Source organism: Bacteroides oleiciplenus YIT 12058, assembly GCF_000315485.1.
Taxonomy (GTDB): Bacteria; Bacteroidota; Bacteroidia; order Bacteroidales; family Bacteroidaceae; genus Bacteroides; species Bacteroides oleiciplenus.
Genome location: NZ_JH992944.1, coordinates 81916 through 96667, shown reverse-complemented (window position 1 = coordinate 96667; position 14752 = coordinate 81916). Strand labels below are relative to the sequence as shown.

The window sequence follows — 14752 nt, the reverse complement described above, 5'->3', positions numbered from 1 at the left end:
TACTTAGGTAGTTCCGGCTGTTTTTTTTGTTGCAGCCTTCACGATGACCCTATTCCCATTCTTGGTGCAATGAATACATTCTTTGCGGAGTGTCCTTTCTTTGAAATCGAAAATGAGATTAGGGTTGAAATGCTGGCCGTTAATGCGGGTTTCGAAGTGCAGGTGTTCGGTGCTTGCGCGTCCGGTGCGTCCGGTCAGTGCAATGGCTTGCCCCGCCTTTACCACATCGCCGCTTTGCACGAGGTTCTTGAAGTTATGGCTATATATGGTTTCCAGCCCCGAAGAGTGGCGTACGACGATAACATTGCCGTAGGCACTATAGGGCTTTGACATCCGTACAACGCCGTCGAAAGCACTACGGATGGTATCTTTCGCAAAAGTCTTAATGTCTATGCCGGAATGGCGCCCCCCTCCGCGTCCATAAGGAGAGATTACTTTTCCTCCGGGAAGCGGAAAACAATAGGCGGTATCGGGTATTTGTTCCAGATGTAATTCTAATAACTTATTGTTGGCGAAAAGTTCCGGTGTGGCAACGCGGATATGGTTGATTTCCATTGGAGTGAAGCTCGGTTTCTCCTCCGGTGGAGTGATGGACAATAGTACGGATAATAATAAATAGAGTATGTTCATGGTTTAAGGCTTTACTTTTATTCAAAATAGATGATTTCTCCTCCATCGGATGATGCATACTTTTTTAATAGCTCTTGAATCATTCCGGCAGCTTCGCGCAAGCCTTCCTGTCCGCTGTAGCCGTTTACGATGGCAAGAATATGTTTGGTATCCAAATCCATTTTAGTGCGTTCATTATCGCTGGTAGGAGTGCCGATGCCGCCAATGGCATCACGGTAAACGGGAAGTCCTTCGATATTCAGCACACCACGTCCGATGCCTTCAAAAGGTTCTTCGGCACGACCTACTCCCAACTCAAGATTGCTTCCCTGTATCTTGTCTGCATCAAAACCACCGATGGAATAACCGCTACGCAGGGAAACCAGGTTAATCAGGTCCACCAGTGTGTCTATCTGGTAAAGGTCTATTCCGCGTATCAACCGGCGGCGCAAGGCTTCGGCGGAAGGACGGTAACGGCTGGGGTCTTTGCCACAGCGTTTATAGACTTCGCGGGTAGCTGCAATGGCAGGGTGCAACTTGATGTCTTCTGGCTGAGTGGTAGAAATCAGCTCTTTGGTGAAGGCGTTTATTTCTTCCCAAAGTCCTTCGCAGAAAGCGGTATTGGTAACTTCAGCATAAACGGCTGCCCCTTTAAAGATGGGGCAGGCGTTCTTTATTTCTTCTGATATGGTAATGTTGTACATATATTCAAATCTTTATCATTATTCCCGACAGCATACGTCCGGACTTAATTCCCAACCGTCTTGCCGAGAAGAACTCTTCATGTTCCATATAAGTGCATATCCCCGATGTCTCGATCTGTTCTCCGGGTACTCCGAAGTCGAGCAATTGCATCCTGTTTGCAGCCCACAGGTCAATGTGGTGCTTATGTGTCTCTGGTTTCCATTCCGAAATGTAATCCATGGCAAAACCATTCGTGCGGAAAGCTTCGTACACTTCTTCGCCTACTTCAAAAGAGGGTAGGGAGATGCCGGGACCGATACAGGCTATCACGTCTTTTCCATCTGTGCCGTAGAGTGCCCGCATTCTGTCGAGTGTATGCCCGGCTATGTAATTCACCGTTCCCCGCCAACCGGCATGGGCGGCAGCTACAACTTGGTTCTTGCGGTCGTAAAGTAAGATGGGAATACAATCTGCCGTAGAAATGCAGATGCAGCAACCCGGTTCACGGGTTATCAGTGCATCCACTCCTTGAAGCATCGCTGTGCGCTTTTCATTGGGAGCTTGCAGATAAGTCTCGTCAACAACGAAAACTTTCGTGCTATGCGTCTGGAATGGGATAACCAGCTCTTTCGGCCGTTGAGGCATGGAGCTACAAAGCAAATCCCGGTTACGGCGGACGCATTCCGCATCATCCCCAGTATAAGGCGTGCAGTTGAAAGAGGAATAATTCCCTTCACTGAAACCTCCCCGGCGAGTAGTTGCAAAACAAAAAATGTTGGAGTACGGTGTCATAACCCCGTATCCCAACATTCTTTTATCTTCTGTCAAAGCAATCATTGCTTGTCATCCTCCCAGTCTTCCTCCTCGTACTCAAAGTCTTCCAGGTCTTCCACATCCTCTTCGTCTTCTACGTATTCATAGCTGAGATCTTCGTCCTCACCCATCTCTTTCAGTTCCTCCTGAAGTTTGCTTACATCTTTCGGACGGTGAACGATAGCTTCTATTTTGTTGCTGTCCTTGTTCAGTTCTTCCCACAGAATATCTTTCAGTACGGAAAGTCCCATGCTCGTGATGGAAGAAATAAATACGTGTGGAACGTTTTCGGGCAGCGTAGGCTCTATCTCGTCCATTAATTCCTGGTCGAGCATATCGCTCTTGGTGATGGCAAGTACCCGTTGTTTATCCAGCATTTCAGGGTTGAAAGTACTTAGTTCGTTCAGCAGGATTTCGTATTCTTTACGGATGTCGTCGCTATCGGCAGGCACCATGAAAAGCAATAGCGAGTTACGCTCGATATGTCTCAGAAAACGTAGTCCCAAACCTTTTCCGGCACTGGCTCCTTCGATGATACCGGGAATGTCCGCCATGACGAATGATTTTCCGTCACGATAGGAAACAATACCCAGATTCGGCTCCAGGGTGGTAAAAGGATAGTTGGCTATCTTTGGTTTGGCTGCAGATACGGAAGCAAGCAAGGTTGATTTTCCGGCGTTTGGAAAACCTACCAGACCTACGTCTGCCAGGAGTTTCAACTCCATGATTACGGTCATTTCCTGCATCGGTTCGCCCGGCTGTGCAAAGCGGGGAGCCTGACGGGTAGCTGTCTTGAAGTGGCTGTTGCCCTGACCGCCTCGTCCGCCTTTCAGCAAAATAACTTCTTGTCCGTGCTCAGTGACGTCACAGATGTACTCACCCGTTTCGGCATTATACACTACTGTGCCGCAAGGAACTTCAATCACTTTATCTTCTCCATCCTTACCGAAACTGCGGTTTTTGGAACCGGATTCTCCGTGTCCCGCCAATGCATGGCGATCGTAACGCAAGTGCAACAACGTCCAATAGTTACGGTTGCCGCGCAGGATGATATGACCTCCTCGTCCTCCGTCACCTCCGTCGGGGCCTCCGTTGGGTATGTATTTCTCGCGCCTCATGTGCGTAGAGCCTCGTCCGCCCTTTCCGGAGCGGCAATATATCTTTACGTAGTCAACAAAATTCGATTCAGCCATAATCTTAAAAGTAGTTAGTAGTTAGTAATAAGTAGTTAGTAGTAGATAGTTTTAGTAATATTTCATCAGGCCTTGACGATAAGCATTTAAAAGACGACCAACTTCGCAGGCTTGTGCCAGAAGTTGTGTTTTGTTCTCTTTAGACATATATCCCAAGTCTTTAGAAAGAATAATGAAGTTCTTGGTTTCTTCTAATGACCCCTGAGATATATTATAAAAGTGTAACTTGTCTTTTTGTCCTTCTCTGACAAAACCTTCTGCGATATTAGCGGTAATAGAAGCAGAAGCCCTGCGCATCTGATTGACTAGAGCAAACAACTCATCTTTCGGAAATCCTTTTGTAATCCGGTATATACATAGTACATATTGATGAGCTTTTTGCCAAACTACTAGATTCTCAAATGATTGTGCAGGCATTTCTACTAGCTACTTACTACTAACTACTGAAGAATTTATCGCTGTGCAAACGTCAGCGAAGATTTCTTCCAGTTTACCCAAACCTTTGATGTGCTGGTATTGTCCTTCTTTCTTGTACCAGTCAATCAGCGGAGAAGTCTGTGAGTGATAAACAGCCAGACGTTTTTTGATTGTTTCTTCGTTATCATCGGCACGGCCGGAGTCCTTACCGCGTTTGATGAGGCGAACCATCAGTTCTTCTTCAGGCACGTCGAGGTCGAGCATTACGCTAACACTTTGTTTTCTTTCAGCAAGCATCTTTTTCAGTGCCTCTGCCTGTGCAATGGTACGGGGGAAACCGTCGAAGATAACACCTTTGCTATCCTGGAAGCTATCGAATACACTTGCAAGGATGTCAATCATCAATTCATCAGGGATTAACTGACCTTGGTCGATATAACTTTTAGCTGTTTTGCCCAGTTCCGTACCGTTCTTTATTTCTGCACGCAGTACATCACCGGTGGAGATGTGGTTAATACCGTACTTTTCTACGATCTTCTCACTTTGTGTTCCCTTTCCTGAACCGGGAGCACCGAAAATTACAATGTTCAACATTTGTGATTTACAATTTAACTGTTACTATATTATACCTAATTCAAAATTCGCTTGTACAAATCATACTTTTAAGCCTGTTTCTGATTCTCTTAATCTACTACCGTATAAATGTCCGGGTAGTTGCGGCCGAAACCGTCGTAGTCCAATCCGTAACCTACGATGAAATCATTGGGTATCTCCATTGCTACGTATTCGATGTTCAGGTCCACTTTTAGCTTATCCGGTTTCACCAACAGCGAAGCGATGTGGATTTCTTTTGGATTGCGTGTGCCCAGAGTATCCAACAGGCGTTGCATGGTCAGTCCCGTATCTACAATGTCTTCCACAATTACTACCGTACGGTCGGTGAGGTCTTCGGTGATGCCGATGACTTCCTTGATGGTTCCGGTAGAGGACACACCTTGATAAGAAGCCAGTTTCACGAAAGAAATCTCGCAAGGAATGGTGATAAGCTTCATTAAGTCAGCGGTAAACATGAACGAACCGTTCAATACGCTGAGAAACAGAGGATTTTTTCCTGCCAGGTCACAATTGATTTCATTCGCAACGCGGGCTACTTCTTTCAGAATATCCTGTTCCTTGATGGAGACAGTGAACTTCTTGTCTTTTATTTGTATAGTGTCCATAAGGGATAGATTTTAAAAATTGGCACAAAAATACGATTTTTATTCCACTCCATGCATCATCTTCTGCAATTTCTTTGAAAGCAGGAAGAGGATAAGGGAGGCAATGCCGGACATAATGACGAATACCATAAAGAAGTCGAACATCGTTTCAATGGGGTATCCAAGCAATGTTTTCACTTTTCCGGTTTCGGGATAAAGGCCGGTAAGAGTGCCTGCAAATTTATTAGCTGTGGCCATAGAAAGATACCAGATACCCATCATCAGAGAAGCAAAACGGAGTGGTGTCAGTTTATTTACCATAGACAGCCCGATGGGGGAGAGGCATATCTCGCCCATGGTATGGATGAAGTAGAGTCCTGTCAGCCAAATAAGGCTGACTTTTATACCCGGTTGCACATCTTTCACTCCGAAGCAGATAACTAAATAGCCTAAAGAGAGCAATAACAACCCGATAGCTTGTTTCGTGGGAGAAGCAGGTTCCATACCCCGTTTGTTGAGGAAGCCCCATACCCCCGGCATGATTGCCGCCAGCATTACTACAAAGAACGGATTAAAAGACTGTATCCATGAAGCAGGCATTTCCCAGCCGAGGATGACTCGATTGGTTTGTTCCGATGCAAAGAGTGTCAATGAAGCACCTGCCTGTTCATAGGCTGCCCAGAAGAAGATAACGAAAAAGGCAATGATGTAGATGACAAAGATGCGACTGCGTTCTATCTTGGTGAGCGAACCATCCAGCAGGATGCTGACAGGGAATACAATACAAGCGGTAAAGATGCCGATGCTGAACCAATCATTGCCAAAACACCAATAAAAGAAGGTGGCGAGAGCAACGGTTAATACTGTGAGAAGCAGGTAATTACGGGTTTTCTTATCTTTATCTATTGCAGTTTGTTGAGCAGTTTTGCTTTCTTGGTGGTATTCACGCTTGGCATCCGGTATGATACCTAGTTGCTGTCCGTCAGGTCCGATCAGATATTTATTCTTCTGCGTTTGGAATAGAATAACTGTAAATACCGTAACGATTGCCGCAATTAGGAAACCCCATTTGAAGTCATTTGGATCACCTGTTTCACCGAAATAGCCGCAAACTAACGGGGCAAAGAAAGAACCGACATTCACTCCCATATAGAATATGGTATAAGCAGAGTCCAGTCGTTTGTCTCCCGGTTCGTAAAGTTGCCCCACCAATGTCGTTACGGTAGGTTTGAAACAGCCGTTTCCCAATATGAGAAAGGTGAGTCCACCATACATCAGCCAGTGGGAGAGTTCTTTGGTATCCAGCATGGAGGCGCTGAAGAACATCAGGAATTGCCCCACTGCCATCATCATCGCTCCCCAGAATACGGAGCGGCGTATTCCCCAGTATTTGTCAGCAATATATCCGCCGATAAGCGGCGTCAGATAGACCATTCCGGTGTAGCTGCCGTAGATGGAAGCGGCATGTTCCTTGTCGAGTAGGAGTGCCTGGGTTAAGAACAGGATGAAGATAGCCCGCATACCATAGTAGCTGAAACGTTCTGCCGTGCTGGTAGCGAAGATGAGGTAAAGACCTTTGGGATGTTTGGGTGTACTCATTAGAAAGCTTGTCTATTGTGTTAATAATTCTTTATTGTTCCACAAAAGTAGGGATAATTTTTAGGATATGGCTTTGCTTTGAGTTAGAAAATATACCTTTGTTGAGTTTCTATTAACATAAAAAAGCATGGAAGATCTAATAAATGCACGTTGCGGTTGGGCCGGAACAGACGAACTTTACATAAAGTATCATGATGAAGAATGGGGTAAACTCGTCACCGATGACAAATCCCTGTTTGAGTTTCTTGTACTCGAAAGTGCCCAGGCGGGGCTATCTTGGATTACTATCCTCCGAAAGCGTGAAGGATACCGGGAAGCTTTTCATCACTTTGATGTGGAGAAAGTGGCGCAAATGACATCAGAAGACATTGAACGATTGATGAAATTTGATGGAATCGTCAAAAACCGGTTAAAGATTAATAGTACCATCCATAATGCGAAACTATTTATGGCTATTCAGCAGGAATTCGGTAGTTTCTACAAGTATATCTTATCATTCTTTTCCCAACAGCCACCTATTGTCAATAACTTTAAGTCTCTAAGTCAGGTTCCTGCCACATCTCCCGAGTCGGATGCTATGAGTAAAGACATGAAAAAGCGAGGCTTTAAATTCTTTGGCTCCACTATCTGCTATGCTTTTTTGCAGGCAGCCGGCTTTGTGAACGACCATTTGGAAGACTGTTTCTGTAAAGCAACTAAATCAGGACAACCGCATCAAAATTCTTATTTATAATCGCTCCGAAAAGGATGAATTCATTTTTTGGTCTATTTGTCCTGCTTTCCCCATACCCGAACCGTATCAGGTCCGTATCATCTCCGTATCCTTACGCTTGGACTTGATACGGACCAGGTACGGCTTTGATACGGACCGGGTACGTGGAGGGTCATAAGATTGGTCTAAAGTTCGCAAAATGAGAACACTTATACTCATTCCTGTTCAAGCAGGAAGCAAACTTTTTATACGATTGCCCTGAATGAAAAGAGGCATATCAAATAAAAAAGAAAAAAGACGGATAGAATTATTGCTTTCAATCAAAAAGGCCTATTTTTGCACACGGAGAGGATGAGAAAAAGATTTAGCAGGAAAGAGGTGCAGTCGCCTCGTAAGCTCATGGGCTTTCTTAGAATGTAAATACTCTGGTATGAATACCACGATTTACATTAGTAAATACTCATCCTCTTCTTTTTCATACCTATTGATACGATGAATGAAATTCTGATAGCTGTACTTATTGTCACCTGTTTATTACTCTACAAGATTATTTCTTCGAGTCGTAAACAGGAAGGATACAAGAGGTGGAAAGCAGGAAACCGCGACCATACGGAGCATACTGCCAATGCCGGAACCATCCGTAAAGGATGGTTCAGCCAGCTTTTTGAAACTTCTGCTCCGCGAATCTCTCCCTGGTTTAAAGAAGAAGCCATATCTCAGTGTGTAAACTTGCTGGGAGTGGAAGAAGTGAAGTTGAAAGAAATATTGAAGGATGTTTCTGCCCACTACCGGGAGTTCTGGATAGGTAAAAGAAGGGGAGGTTACCGCATGATTTCTGCTCCGGACCACGAGCTAAAGCCTATTCAGGACGCTATTAATCACCGAATCTTATCCTTTGTAAACGTTCATCCGGCAGCTACCGGCTTTCGGTGCAAGATGTCCGTAGTCGATAATGTCCGCCCGCACTTGGGAAAACAGTGTGTGCTGAAAACGGATATTCATGACTTCTTTGGTTCGATACGTAGCCCTCGCGTGCGGAAGACATTTGAGGCAATGGGCTATCCGCCTGATATTGCGAAGGTGCTTGGCACTTTATGCTGTTTACATCGTTGTCTGCCTCAGGGGGCATCTACGAGTCCGGCATTGAGTAATATTATATCTTATGAGATGGATAAGAAACTTTCGGCACTGGCTGCCGAATATGGTTTGACTTATACCCGGTATGCCGATGACCTTACTTTTTCGGGGAATGTTTTTCCGGGAGAACAGATTCTGTCTCAGGTTAAGCAGATTGTCCGGGAAGAAAAGTTTGAGGTGAATCATAAGAAAACGCGCTTCCTGAAAGAACACAGCCGGAAGATTATCACAGGAGTTTCCATCAGTTCCGGTGTGAAGCTGACTATTCCTAAAATCCGGAAAAGGGAAATACGCAAGAATGTGCATTATATCCTGACGAAAGGTCTGGCAGAACATCAACGCCGGATTGGTTCTCACGACCCGGCTTACCTGAAACGGCTGATCGGGACACTGTGCTATTGGCGGTCAATAGAACCGGATAATACGTATGTATCCGCTTCCATCACAGCTTTGAAAAGTCTGGAGAAAAAATATTAATTGTTGCGCTTCTGAGGTGTCGGTTCTATGTCGTAGTACCCCTCTTTTGTTTGTATAATCTTGAATTTCCCCTCTTCCACCCATTTGTTCCAATCATCGAATAGCCCGGCGATATACTGGAACAGGTCTTCTGCGATGTTGATTTCCGCACCCGATTTCAGGTTCAATACTAATTGGTCGTTTTTAACGGAAAGGAACTTTTTGGCTCTGTCTATCGCAATTGTATAAACTGTTTGATTGTATGCACGGTCTTCATTTAATCCTGTATGGTAATTGTAAGGACCGATTGCATCGTCAGACATCGGGCGTTTGGTCTTTAAGAAAGTGGTGTCGGTGATAGAAGCACGCAGTTTGCGGGCCTCTTCCCATGCTTTCTTATGCTCCGAAGCAATCTCTTCGTTTTTGATGTCCTCTTGAATTTGCCTGTACATTGCTTTAAACTCAGGCCCTTCACCTGAAATTGCAAAATTACCGCTTTCGATGCGGGCGTTTACCAAGGGATTGCATACTACTTTGTTGTTGCATACAAAACCGATATGTTTGCCTATCGACTGTTCAGTAGCGTCTGCCCATATCTCAATGGATTGGTCGTTCACTCTACCCACAATTTGATAGGCCATTCCACCTGTCCGCTCGCTCATAAAAGAGTCAAGGCTTATGGAAGCAAAATCTTTGGTAGTTACGATGGGTTCTGCCGAAAGGCTGTCTTGTGTGCCGCTTGTAATGTAGTACCAGCCGTTAGGGCGGTATGGTTCGGAACTTCCTCCCAGTGAAGTTAGCGCTAAAGACGCAGTTACTAATAAAACAGTGAACGTTCTCATAACATTGTTTTTTATATGTAGTTATTCAATCTCTATTTTTAGTCCGACAACTACCTCATGAATTGATGAATGAGTCGGAATATCCGGTATCAAACATAAGATGTTCATTGTCATCTTCTAAATAATAGCTTAGAGCTGGTTCACCTAAATAATAATCATCTATATAGTTGTTGCACCTCTTTTGCAAAGATAACAACTAATCAATATAATAACTATATAGACAGGGCAAAATAAACTTGTTTATCAGACGTTTTTTTATTGTGATACAGAAATGCTGTTACTTTCTTCTGTTTCCCTTAATAATCCGCATTAACTTATTCTTTATGAGTTGTTTTCTCAACGGAGACAAGCGATCTATGTATAATTTTCCTTGCGTATGCTCAAACTCATGCTGAATGATTCGTGCGGTATATCCGTGGTAAGTCCTGTTTTGCTCTTTGAATTCACTATCCTGATACTTTATCGTCACCGACCAGGGCCTTGTCACTTCTTCATAAAGGTCGGGGATGCTCAAACAACCTTCTCCGGCAGTCCACACCTCCTCGCTATAAGCGGTTATTTCTGCATTGATGAATGTTTCCTCTATTCCGCAATCCTCTTCCGCAAAGAAGTGTTTCCTTTCTTTAGCGGACATATAGGCATAAGTGTCCCGGCTGTTCATTATGAACAGCTTGATGGGAAGGTTGATTTGCGGCGCAGCCAATCCGCATCCGTCTGCATGCCTCAGCGTCTGCCACATGGTTTCTATTACTTCTTGGATATTAGGATAGCTCTGTTCTATATCTTCACATTTTTTTCTTAATACGGGGTTGCCGTAGATGGTTATCGGTTTAATCATATTCTTTTTTGAGGCAAAAGTAGTCTGCAACTTTCAACCTTCATGGTAAATTTTAGACAGTTCGTGCTGGGGTGTACAATATTTGCGTATTTTTGTAGCATGCCGGTGAGTTTATTGGAACATATCATATCACAGTCTTTTGTCTCTGTAAAAGAGATAGAAGCAGTTGCCCCTTCAGAAGATTTGCAGGAATACATTGACAGTTTCTATGTCTTTCCTTGCTGTAATCTGGCGGATACCTTGGCATATAATGACGGCACACCTATGCTGGCGTTCTTGCCGATGGCAGAGGACAGGGTGGAATTAGAGTATAATAATGTTATTTCAAGTTTTAACTCCGGCTGGTTCAGTACAAGGTCTTTTGCCAGGATGTCCATCCGCCTTTCCGGACAAGTGCCTTATTTGTTGATAGTGCGGTTTAAACCAGCATCTTTCTACCGTTTATCAGGGTTGAATGCCCGATATTTCAATACCCGCCCGTTTTGGAATTTAAAATCCGTACTGGGTGGTGCGGATGCCCTGCTGAAAGATATGCAGCAATGTACCGGGGCAGGAGAGAAGATACAACTTATAGAAACCTACCTTCGGGGTGTAATATCAACGGAGGGAAACTCCAATAAGCTGTTGGATGAGGCTATTCATTACATCAGACTGCATAAAGGAATGTTGTCTATCGATGAATTGAAGTCGCACTTAGGCGTCAACTACAAGTGGTTGGAACGGAACTTTTCTGAGGCTATGGGCATGACGCCCAAACTGTATTCCTCTTTGCAACGGTTCATCAATGCTTATACCGCTTTTCTGGTGCAGAAAGATTTGTCTGGTATTACTGCGGAAAGCGGTTATAGTGATACGAATCATTTCATCAAGGATTTCAAGAAATATACCGGTGAGACGCCGATGCAGTATTTGCGTACATGCAAAATAGGATAAACAGAACAATATTACCCGCCTCTTAGCTTCATCGTATCCTCTTCGTACTCTCTTCTTACCCCCTTCGCTTATCTAACTTCTGTATAGAAGCGAAGAAGATGCGAAATTGGTAAGGTGGAGAAGAGGTATAGAACAAAAGCGGGAATGGAAAAGCACTACTTATTCTCTTTAATTCTTTCTTGCTTATCTCTCATAAATAGTCTATCTTTGTTCTATAAACAGTGTTACCAACCTGTGCATGTTAGTACTTTCTGAACTACTTTTATAAAAAAAACATAATGAAAATATTTCCTACCCAAAGCATCAAAGAGTTGGATGCTTACACCATAGAGAATGAGCCGATTGCTTCCATTGACCTGATGGAACGTGCTTCATTGGCATTAGCAAAGGCTATTGCCGAACGTTGGGACGCAGAAACACCGTTTACGGTATTTGCCGGACCGGGCAATAACGGTGGTGATGCGCTGGCAGTTTCCCGTTTGCTGGCAAAGAAAGGCTATAAAGTCTCGGTTTATTTGTTTAATACCAAGGGAGAGCTTTCTCCCGATTGCGAGACGAATAAGGAGCGACTTGCGGATGTGGAGAATGTAGATTTTCACGAAGTGACCTCACAATTCGTGCCGCCTGTGCTGACGGATGACCATGTGGTGATTGACGGACTGTTTGGCAGCGGACTGAACAAGCCGTTGAGCGGTGGTTTTGCTGCCGTGGTGAAGTATATCAATGCTTCGCCGGCACGGATAGTGGCTATTGATGTTCCCTCGGGCTTGATGGGAGAAGAGAATACGTTCAATATCCGGGCGAATATTGTTCGTGCAGATGTGACGCTAAGTCTGCAATTGCCGAAGTTGGCTTTTCTTTTTGCAGAGAACCAGGAGTTCGTGGGCGAATGGGAATTGCTGGATATCGGTCTGAGTGAAGATGCAATAGAGGAAACGGATACGGACTATTTCTTGCTGGAAGGGGAAGATATGCAGTATTTGTTGAAGACACGCAATAAGTTTGCCCATAAGGGAGACTTCGGACGGGCTTTGCTCATTGCGGGGGCGCAAGGAATGGCAGGAGCGTCCATACTTGCTGCAAAGGCCTGCCTGCGTTCCGGAGTAGGATTGCTGACAGTGCATGTGCCTTATTGCAACAACATGATTGTGCAAACTTCTGTTCCGGAGGCAATGACGGAAATGGATCCCAGCGATACTTGTTTTGCCTGTCCTACGGATACGGATGAGTATCAGGCGGTAGGTATTGGGCCGGGACTGGGAAAGTCGGAAGAAACCGAGGCGGCGGTATTGGAGCAGATAGATGCTTGTCAGACACCTATGGTGGTGGATGCTGATGCACTGAATGTGTTGGCGGGACACCGCAATTATATCAGCCGTTTGCCAAAAGGCAGCATACTTACGCCTCATCCCAAGGAACTGGAACGCTTGGTAGGAAAGTGTCAGGACTCTTACGAGCGGCTGACGAAGGCACGTGAACTGGCACGGACGGCAGGGGTATATATTGTGCTGAAAGGTGCGTATTCTGTTATTATCACTCCGCAAGGGAAGTGCTATTTTAATACGACAGGTAATCCCGGCATGGCAACAGGAGGCAGTGGTGATGTGCTGACAGGCGTTGTGCTTGCGTTATTATCCCAGGGATATGCGCCGCAGGATGCAGCTTGCCTGGCTACGTATGTTCATGGTCTTGCCGGAGACATCGCCCGCAAGAAGCAGGGAATGATGGGAATGACGGCAGGGGACATTGTGAACTGCTTGCCGTTAGCGTGGAGGATGATGGAGGAATGAGGAGAAGTGTAAAATGGTTATGTTGGAGGAGTTGTTATGTCAACAGAAATAAGATATTTTGAAAATAGGGAAGATTGGCGAAAGTGGTTGACTGACAACTTTGAGACTGCCAGTGATGTCTGGTTTGTATTTCCCAGTAAGTCTTCGGGCGAAAAAAGTATTACCTACAACGATGCTGTTGAAGAAGCCCTTTGCTTCGAGTGGATTGACAGTACAATAAAGGCGCTTGATAAAGAACATAAAATTCAGCATTTCACGCCCAGAAATCCTAAAAGTACATACTCGCAGGCCAATAAAGAAAGACTTAAGTGGTTACTGGACAATAAAATGATACACCCTAAGTTTGAGGATAAAATACGAAATGTTTTGTCTGTTCCTTTTGTTTTCCCCGATGATATAATTGACAGATTGAAGGAAGATAAGATCACATGGAAAAATTATCAACTTTTCTCTGATGCATATAAGCGTATCCGAATTGCATATATTGAAGCAGCAAGGAAACGACCGGAAGAATTTGAAAAACGATTAAACAACTTTATCAATAAAACGAAAGACAATAGAATAATAACAGGATTTGGTGGTATTGAAAAATACTATTAATCCTTTATCCCTTTCCTCTCGTCGTAATGTGGAAGCATCCTTGTTTTAACTCGTACTTGATGTAGCATTTCTCAGCTTTTCGCAGGTCGCGCAGCACTTCCGAGAGAACCAGTTTCAGAGTATCCGCACTGACATCCTGCAAGGGGCGTCCATCTTCATCTTCTATTGTCTGAAAGCGCTTCCAGCTTACATCGAACGTGGTTCCGTAGAAGTGTGCAGAGTTTGCAGAGGCATTTCCGTTACGGCGGCGCAGGCGTTTTACATCATCCTGGGTGCGAAGTACAGAAGTCACGATAACTTTATTCGGATTCAGTCCCTTTGCTGTGAGCGAATCTAGGAAATTGCTGCCGATGGTATCGAGCAATTGTGCTGCACTCGGAATCAGATAAGGGATGGAGTGCGTGAGAGAATCCACCTTATATAAATCGTTTGTCTCTATATGATGCAATTTCTCTTTCATGCTTTCTGCATCCTTGCGCGAAGCGATGGGGGCAATGCCTATGGCTTGTGCAACATTCAGATGCGCTTCATTCAAGTCGCCGAAGGTCCGTCTGTAACTGATTACCCCTTTGATGTTTCGCGGCTCGTTTAGTTTGAGGGACATATCTTTCTTTTTGCATCCGGCAAGGGAAGTGCTGGTGATGATTATTGCTAAAAATAAGAGCGGAAGTTTACTGTATACTTGTTGCATATTGTTTGGAATTGTTTTTATGTGGGCACAAAAGTATAAAAAAGAAAAGAGAGTTCTTGTCTATATACTATCGTTTTTTTGCAGAAAAATCGGGAACAGTCGCAAAGAAAAGCAAAGTTTAGCTTAAAAATAAGCAGGTCAGCATCTTAGTAGCAAAGCGGAAAGAAACAGCCATAGGCAAAAAAAGCCCCGAAAAGTAGGGTTAAGCCATAGTTCAGGTACTAAGTCATTACCTAATC

General features: G+C 44.5%; 16 protein-coding genes. 5 read left to right on the top strand and 11 right to left on the bottom strand.

Translation table 11 applies throughout. The features are described from left to right. Positions 1-3 precede the first annotated feature (3 nt). The 8 genes from HMPREF9447_RS20145 to HMPREF9447_RS20110 all read right to left on the bottom strand — a co-directional run bounded on the left by HMPREF9447_RS20145 (position 4) and on the right by HMPREF9447_RS20110 (position 6514). A complete protein-coding gene (locus HMPREF9447_RS20145; protein WP_009131626.1) occupies positions 4-630 on the bottom strand; it encodes a M23 family metallopeptidase in 627 nt (208 codons plus the stop codon). A gap of 17 nt (positions 631-647) precedes the next feature. Then, positions 648-1313: a B3/B4 domain-containing protein gene (locus HMPREF9447_RS20140; protein WP_009131625.1), complete on the bottom strand. Its 666-nt coding sequence runs from the start codon at positions 1311-1313 to the stop codon at positions 648-650. Between the two features lie 4 nt (positions 1314-1317). Then, positions 1318-2130, bottom strand: coding sequence for a peptidoglycan editing factor PgeF (gene pgeF, locus HMPREF9447_RS20135; RefSeq protein ID WP_009131624.1), 813 nt, complete (start codon positions 2128-2130; stop codon positions 1318-1320). Next, positions 2127-3299: a GTPase ObgE gene (gene obgE, locus HMPREF9447_RS20130; RefSeq protein ID WP_009131623.1), complete on the bottom strand. Its 1173-nt coding sequence runs from the start codon at positions 3297-3299 to the stop codon at positions 2127-2129. Before obgE ends, pgeF begins: the two co-directional genes overlap by 4 nt. 51 nt (positions 3300-3350) lie before the next feature. Further along, positions 3351-3716 carry a four helix bundle protein gene (locus HMPREF9447_RS20125; RefSeq protein ID WP_009131622.1) on the bottom strand — a complete coding sequence of 122 codons (366 nt, stop codon included), beginning with the start codon at positions 3714-3716 and terminating at the stop codon, positions 3351-3353. Between the two features lie 9 nt (positions 3717-3725). Beyond that, a complete protein-coding gene (locus tag HMPREF9447_RS20120) occupies positions 3726-4310 on the bottom strand; it encodes an adenylate kinase (protein ID WP_009131621.1) in 585 nt (194 codons plus the stop codon). Positions 4311-4399: 89 nt separating this feature from the next. Continuing rightward, positions 4400-4936 (bottom strand): hypoxanthine phosphoribosyltransferase, encoded by a 537-nt coding sequence (hpt, locus tag HMPREF9447_RS20115; protein WP_009131620.1) that lies wholly within the window; start codon positions 4934-4936, stop codon positions 4400-4402. Between the two features lie 39 nt (positions 4937-4975). Continuing rightward, on the bottom strand, positions 4976-6514 hold the full coding sequence (locus HMPREF9447_RS20110) for a peptide MFS transporter (RefSeq protein WP_009131619.1): 1539 nt from the start codon (positions 6512-6514) through the stop codon (positions 4976-4978). Positions 6515-6641: 127 nt separating this feature from the next. Between HMPREF9447_RS20110 and HMPREF9447_RS20105 the strand changes: the two genes are divergently transcribed. Both HMPREF9447_RS20105 and HMPREF9447_RS20100 read left to right on the top strand, forming a co-directional pair. After that, the gene (locus HMPREF9447_RS20105) at positions 6642-7247 is read left to right on the top strand and encodes a DNA-3-methyladenine glycosylase I (RefSeq protein WP_009131618.1); all 606 of its coding nucleotides are present in this window, start codon (positions 6642-6644) and stop codon (positions 7245-7247) included. Between the two features lie 471 nt (positions 7248-7718). Further along, positions 7719-8840 carry a retron St85 family RNA-directed DNA polymerase gene (locus tag HMPREF9447_RS20100; protein WP_009131617.1) on the top strand — a complete coding sequence of 374 codons (1122 nt, stop codon included), beginning with the start codon at positions 7719-7721 and terminating at the stop codon, positions 8838-8840. Here the strand turns inward: HMPREF9447_RS20100 and HMPREF9447_RS20095 are convergent. Together HMPREF9447_RS20095 and def are read right to left on the bottom strand one after the other, a co-directional pair. Continuing rightward, positions 8837-9661 carry a SecDF P1 head subdomain-containing protein gene (locus HMPREF9447_RS20095; RefSeq protein ID WP_009131616.1) on the bottom strand — a complete coding sequence of 275 codons (825 nt, stop codon included), beginning with the start codon at positions 9659-9661 and terminating at the stop codon, positions 8837-8839. The genes HMPREF9447_RS20100 and HMPREF9447_RS20095 overlap by 4 nt on opposite strands. Positions 9662-9938: 277 nt before the next feature. Beyond that, on the bottom strand, positions 9939-10499 hold the full coding sequence (def, locus tag HMPREF9447_RS20090) for a peptide deformylase (RefSeq protein ID WP_009131615.1): 561 nt from the start codon (positions 10497-10499) through the stop codon (positions 9939-9941). A 42-nt stretch (positions 10500-10541) separates the two neighbouring features. On the opposite strand from def, the gene HMPREF9447_RS20085 reads away from it, so the two are divergent. The 3 genes from HMPREF9447_RS20085 to HMPREF9447_RS20075 all read left to right on the top strand — a co-directional run bounded on the left by HMPREF9447_RS20085 (position 10542) and on the right by HMPREF9447_RS20075 (position 13822). Next, positions 10542-11432 carry a helix-turn-helix domain-containing protein gene (locus HMPREF9447_RS20085; protein WP_009131614.1) on the top strand — a complete coding sequence of 297 codons (891 nt, stop codon included), beginning with the start codon at positions 10542-10544 and terminating at the stop codon, positions 11430-11432. A gap of 278 nt (positions 11433-11710) precedes the next feature. Then, complete coding sequence (locus HMPREF9447_RS20080; protein WP_009131613.1) at positions 11711-13222, top strand: bifunctional ADP-dependent NAD(P)H-hydrate dehydratase/NAD(P)H-hydrate epimerase; 1512 nt, start codon at positions 11711-11713, stop codon at positions 13220-13222. Positions 13223-13258: 36 nt separating this feature from the next. Further along, positions 13259-13822 (top strand): YdeI/OmpD-associated family protein, encoded by a 564-nt coding sequence (locus HMPREF9447_RS20075; protein WP_009131612.1) that lies wholly within the window; start codon positions 13259-13261, stop codon positions 13820-13822. Between the two features lie 4 nt (positions 13823-13826). Here HMPREF9447_RS20075 and HMPREF9447_RS20070 read toward each other — a convergent pair whose 3' ends face one another. After that, a complete protein-coding gene (locus HMPREF9447_RS20070; RefSeq protein WP_009131611.1) occupies positions 13827-14513 on the bottom strand; it encodes a DUF5715 family protein in 687 nt (228 codons plus the stop codon). Positions 14514-14752 lie beyond the last annotated feature (239 nt).

Excerpts from the sequence above, each read along its gene's own strand:
- HMPREF9447_RS20145 (WP_009131626.1), bottom strand. The coding sequence starts at position 630 with ATGAACATACTCTATTTATTATTATCCGTACTATTGTCCATCACTCCA.
- HMPREF9447_RS20140 (WP_009131625.1), bottom strand. The coding sequence starts at position 1,313 with ATGTACAACATTACCATATCAGAAGAAATAAAGAACGCCTGCCCCATC.
- pgeF (WP_009131624.1), bottom strand. The coding sequence starts at position 2,130 with ATGATTGCTTTGACAGAAGATAAAAGAATGTTGGGATACGGGGTTATG.
- obgE (WP_009131623.1), bottom strand. The coding sequence starts at position 3,299 with ATGGCTGAATCGAATTTTGTTGACTACGTAAAGATATATTGCCGCTCC.
- HMPREF9447_RS20125 (WP_009131622.1), bottom strand. The coding sequence starts at position 3,716 with ATGCCTGCACAATCATTTGAGAATCTAGTAGTTTGGCAAAAAGCTCAT.
- HMPREF9447_RS20120 (WP_009131621.1), bottom strand. The coding sequence starts at position 4,310 with ATGTTGAACATTGTAATTTTCGGTGCTCCCGGTTCAGGAAAGGGAACA.
- hpt (WP_009131620.1), bottom strand. The coding sequence starts at position 4,936 with ATGGACACTATACAAATAAAAGACAAGAAGTTCACTGTCTCCATCAAG.
- HMPREF9447_RS20110 (WP_009131619.1), bottom strand. The coding sequence starts at position 6,514 with ATGAGTACACCCAAACATCCCAAAGGTCTTTACCTCATCTTCGCTACC.
- HMPREF9447_RS20105 (WP_009131618.1), top strand. The coding sequence starts at position 6,642 with ATGGAAGATCTAATAAATGCACGTTGCGGTTGGGCCGGAACAGACGAA.
- HMPREF9447_RS20100 (WP_009131617.1), top strand. The coding sequence starts at position 7,719 with ATGAATGAAATTCTGATAGCTGTACTTATTGTCACCTGTTTATTACTC.
- HMPREF9447_RS20095 (WP_009131616.1), bottom strand. The coding sequence starts at position 9,661 with ATGAGAACGTTCACTGTTTTATTAGTAACTGCGTCTTTAGCGCTAACT.
- def (WP_009131615.1), bottom strand. The coding sequence starts at position 10,499 with ATGATTAAACCGATAACCATCTACGGCAACCCCGTATTAAGAAAAAAA.
- HMPREF9447_RS20085 (WP_009131614.1), top strand. The coding sequence starts at position 10,542 with ATGGTAAATTTTAGACAGTTCGTGCTGGGGTGTACAATATTTGCGTAT.
- HMPREF9447_RS20080 (WP_009131613.1), top strand. The coding sequence starts at position 11,711 with ATGAAAATATTTCCTACCCAAAGCATCAAAGAGTTGGATGCTTACACC.
- HMPREF9447_RS20075 (WP_009131612.1), top strand. The coding sequence starts at position 13,259 with ATGTCAACAGAAATAAGATATTTTGAAAATAGGGAAGATTGGCGAAAG.
- HMPREF9447_RS20070 (WP_009131611.1), bottom strand. The coding sequence starts at position 14,513 with ATGCAACAAGTATACAGTAAACTTCCGCTCTTATTTTTAGCAATAATC.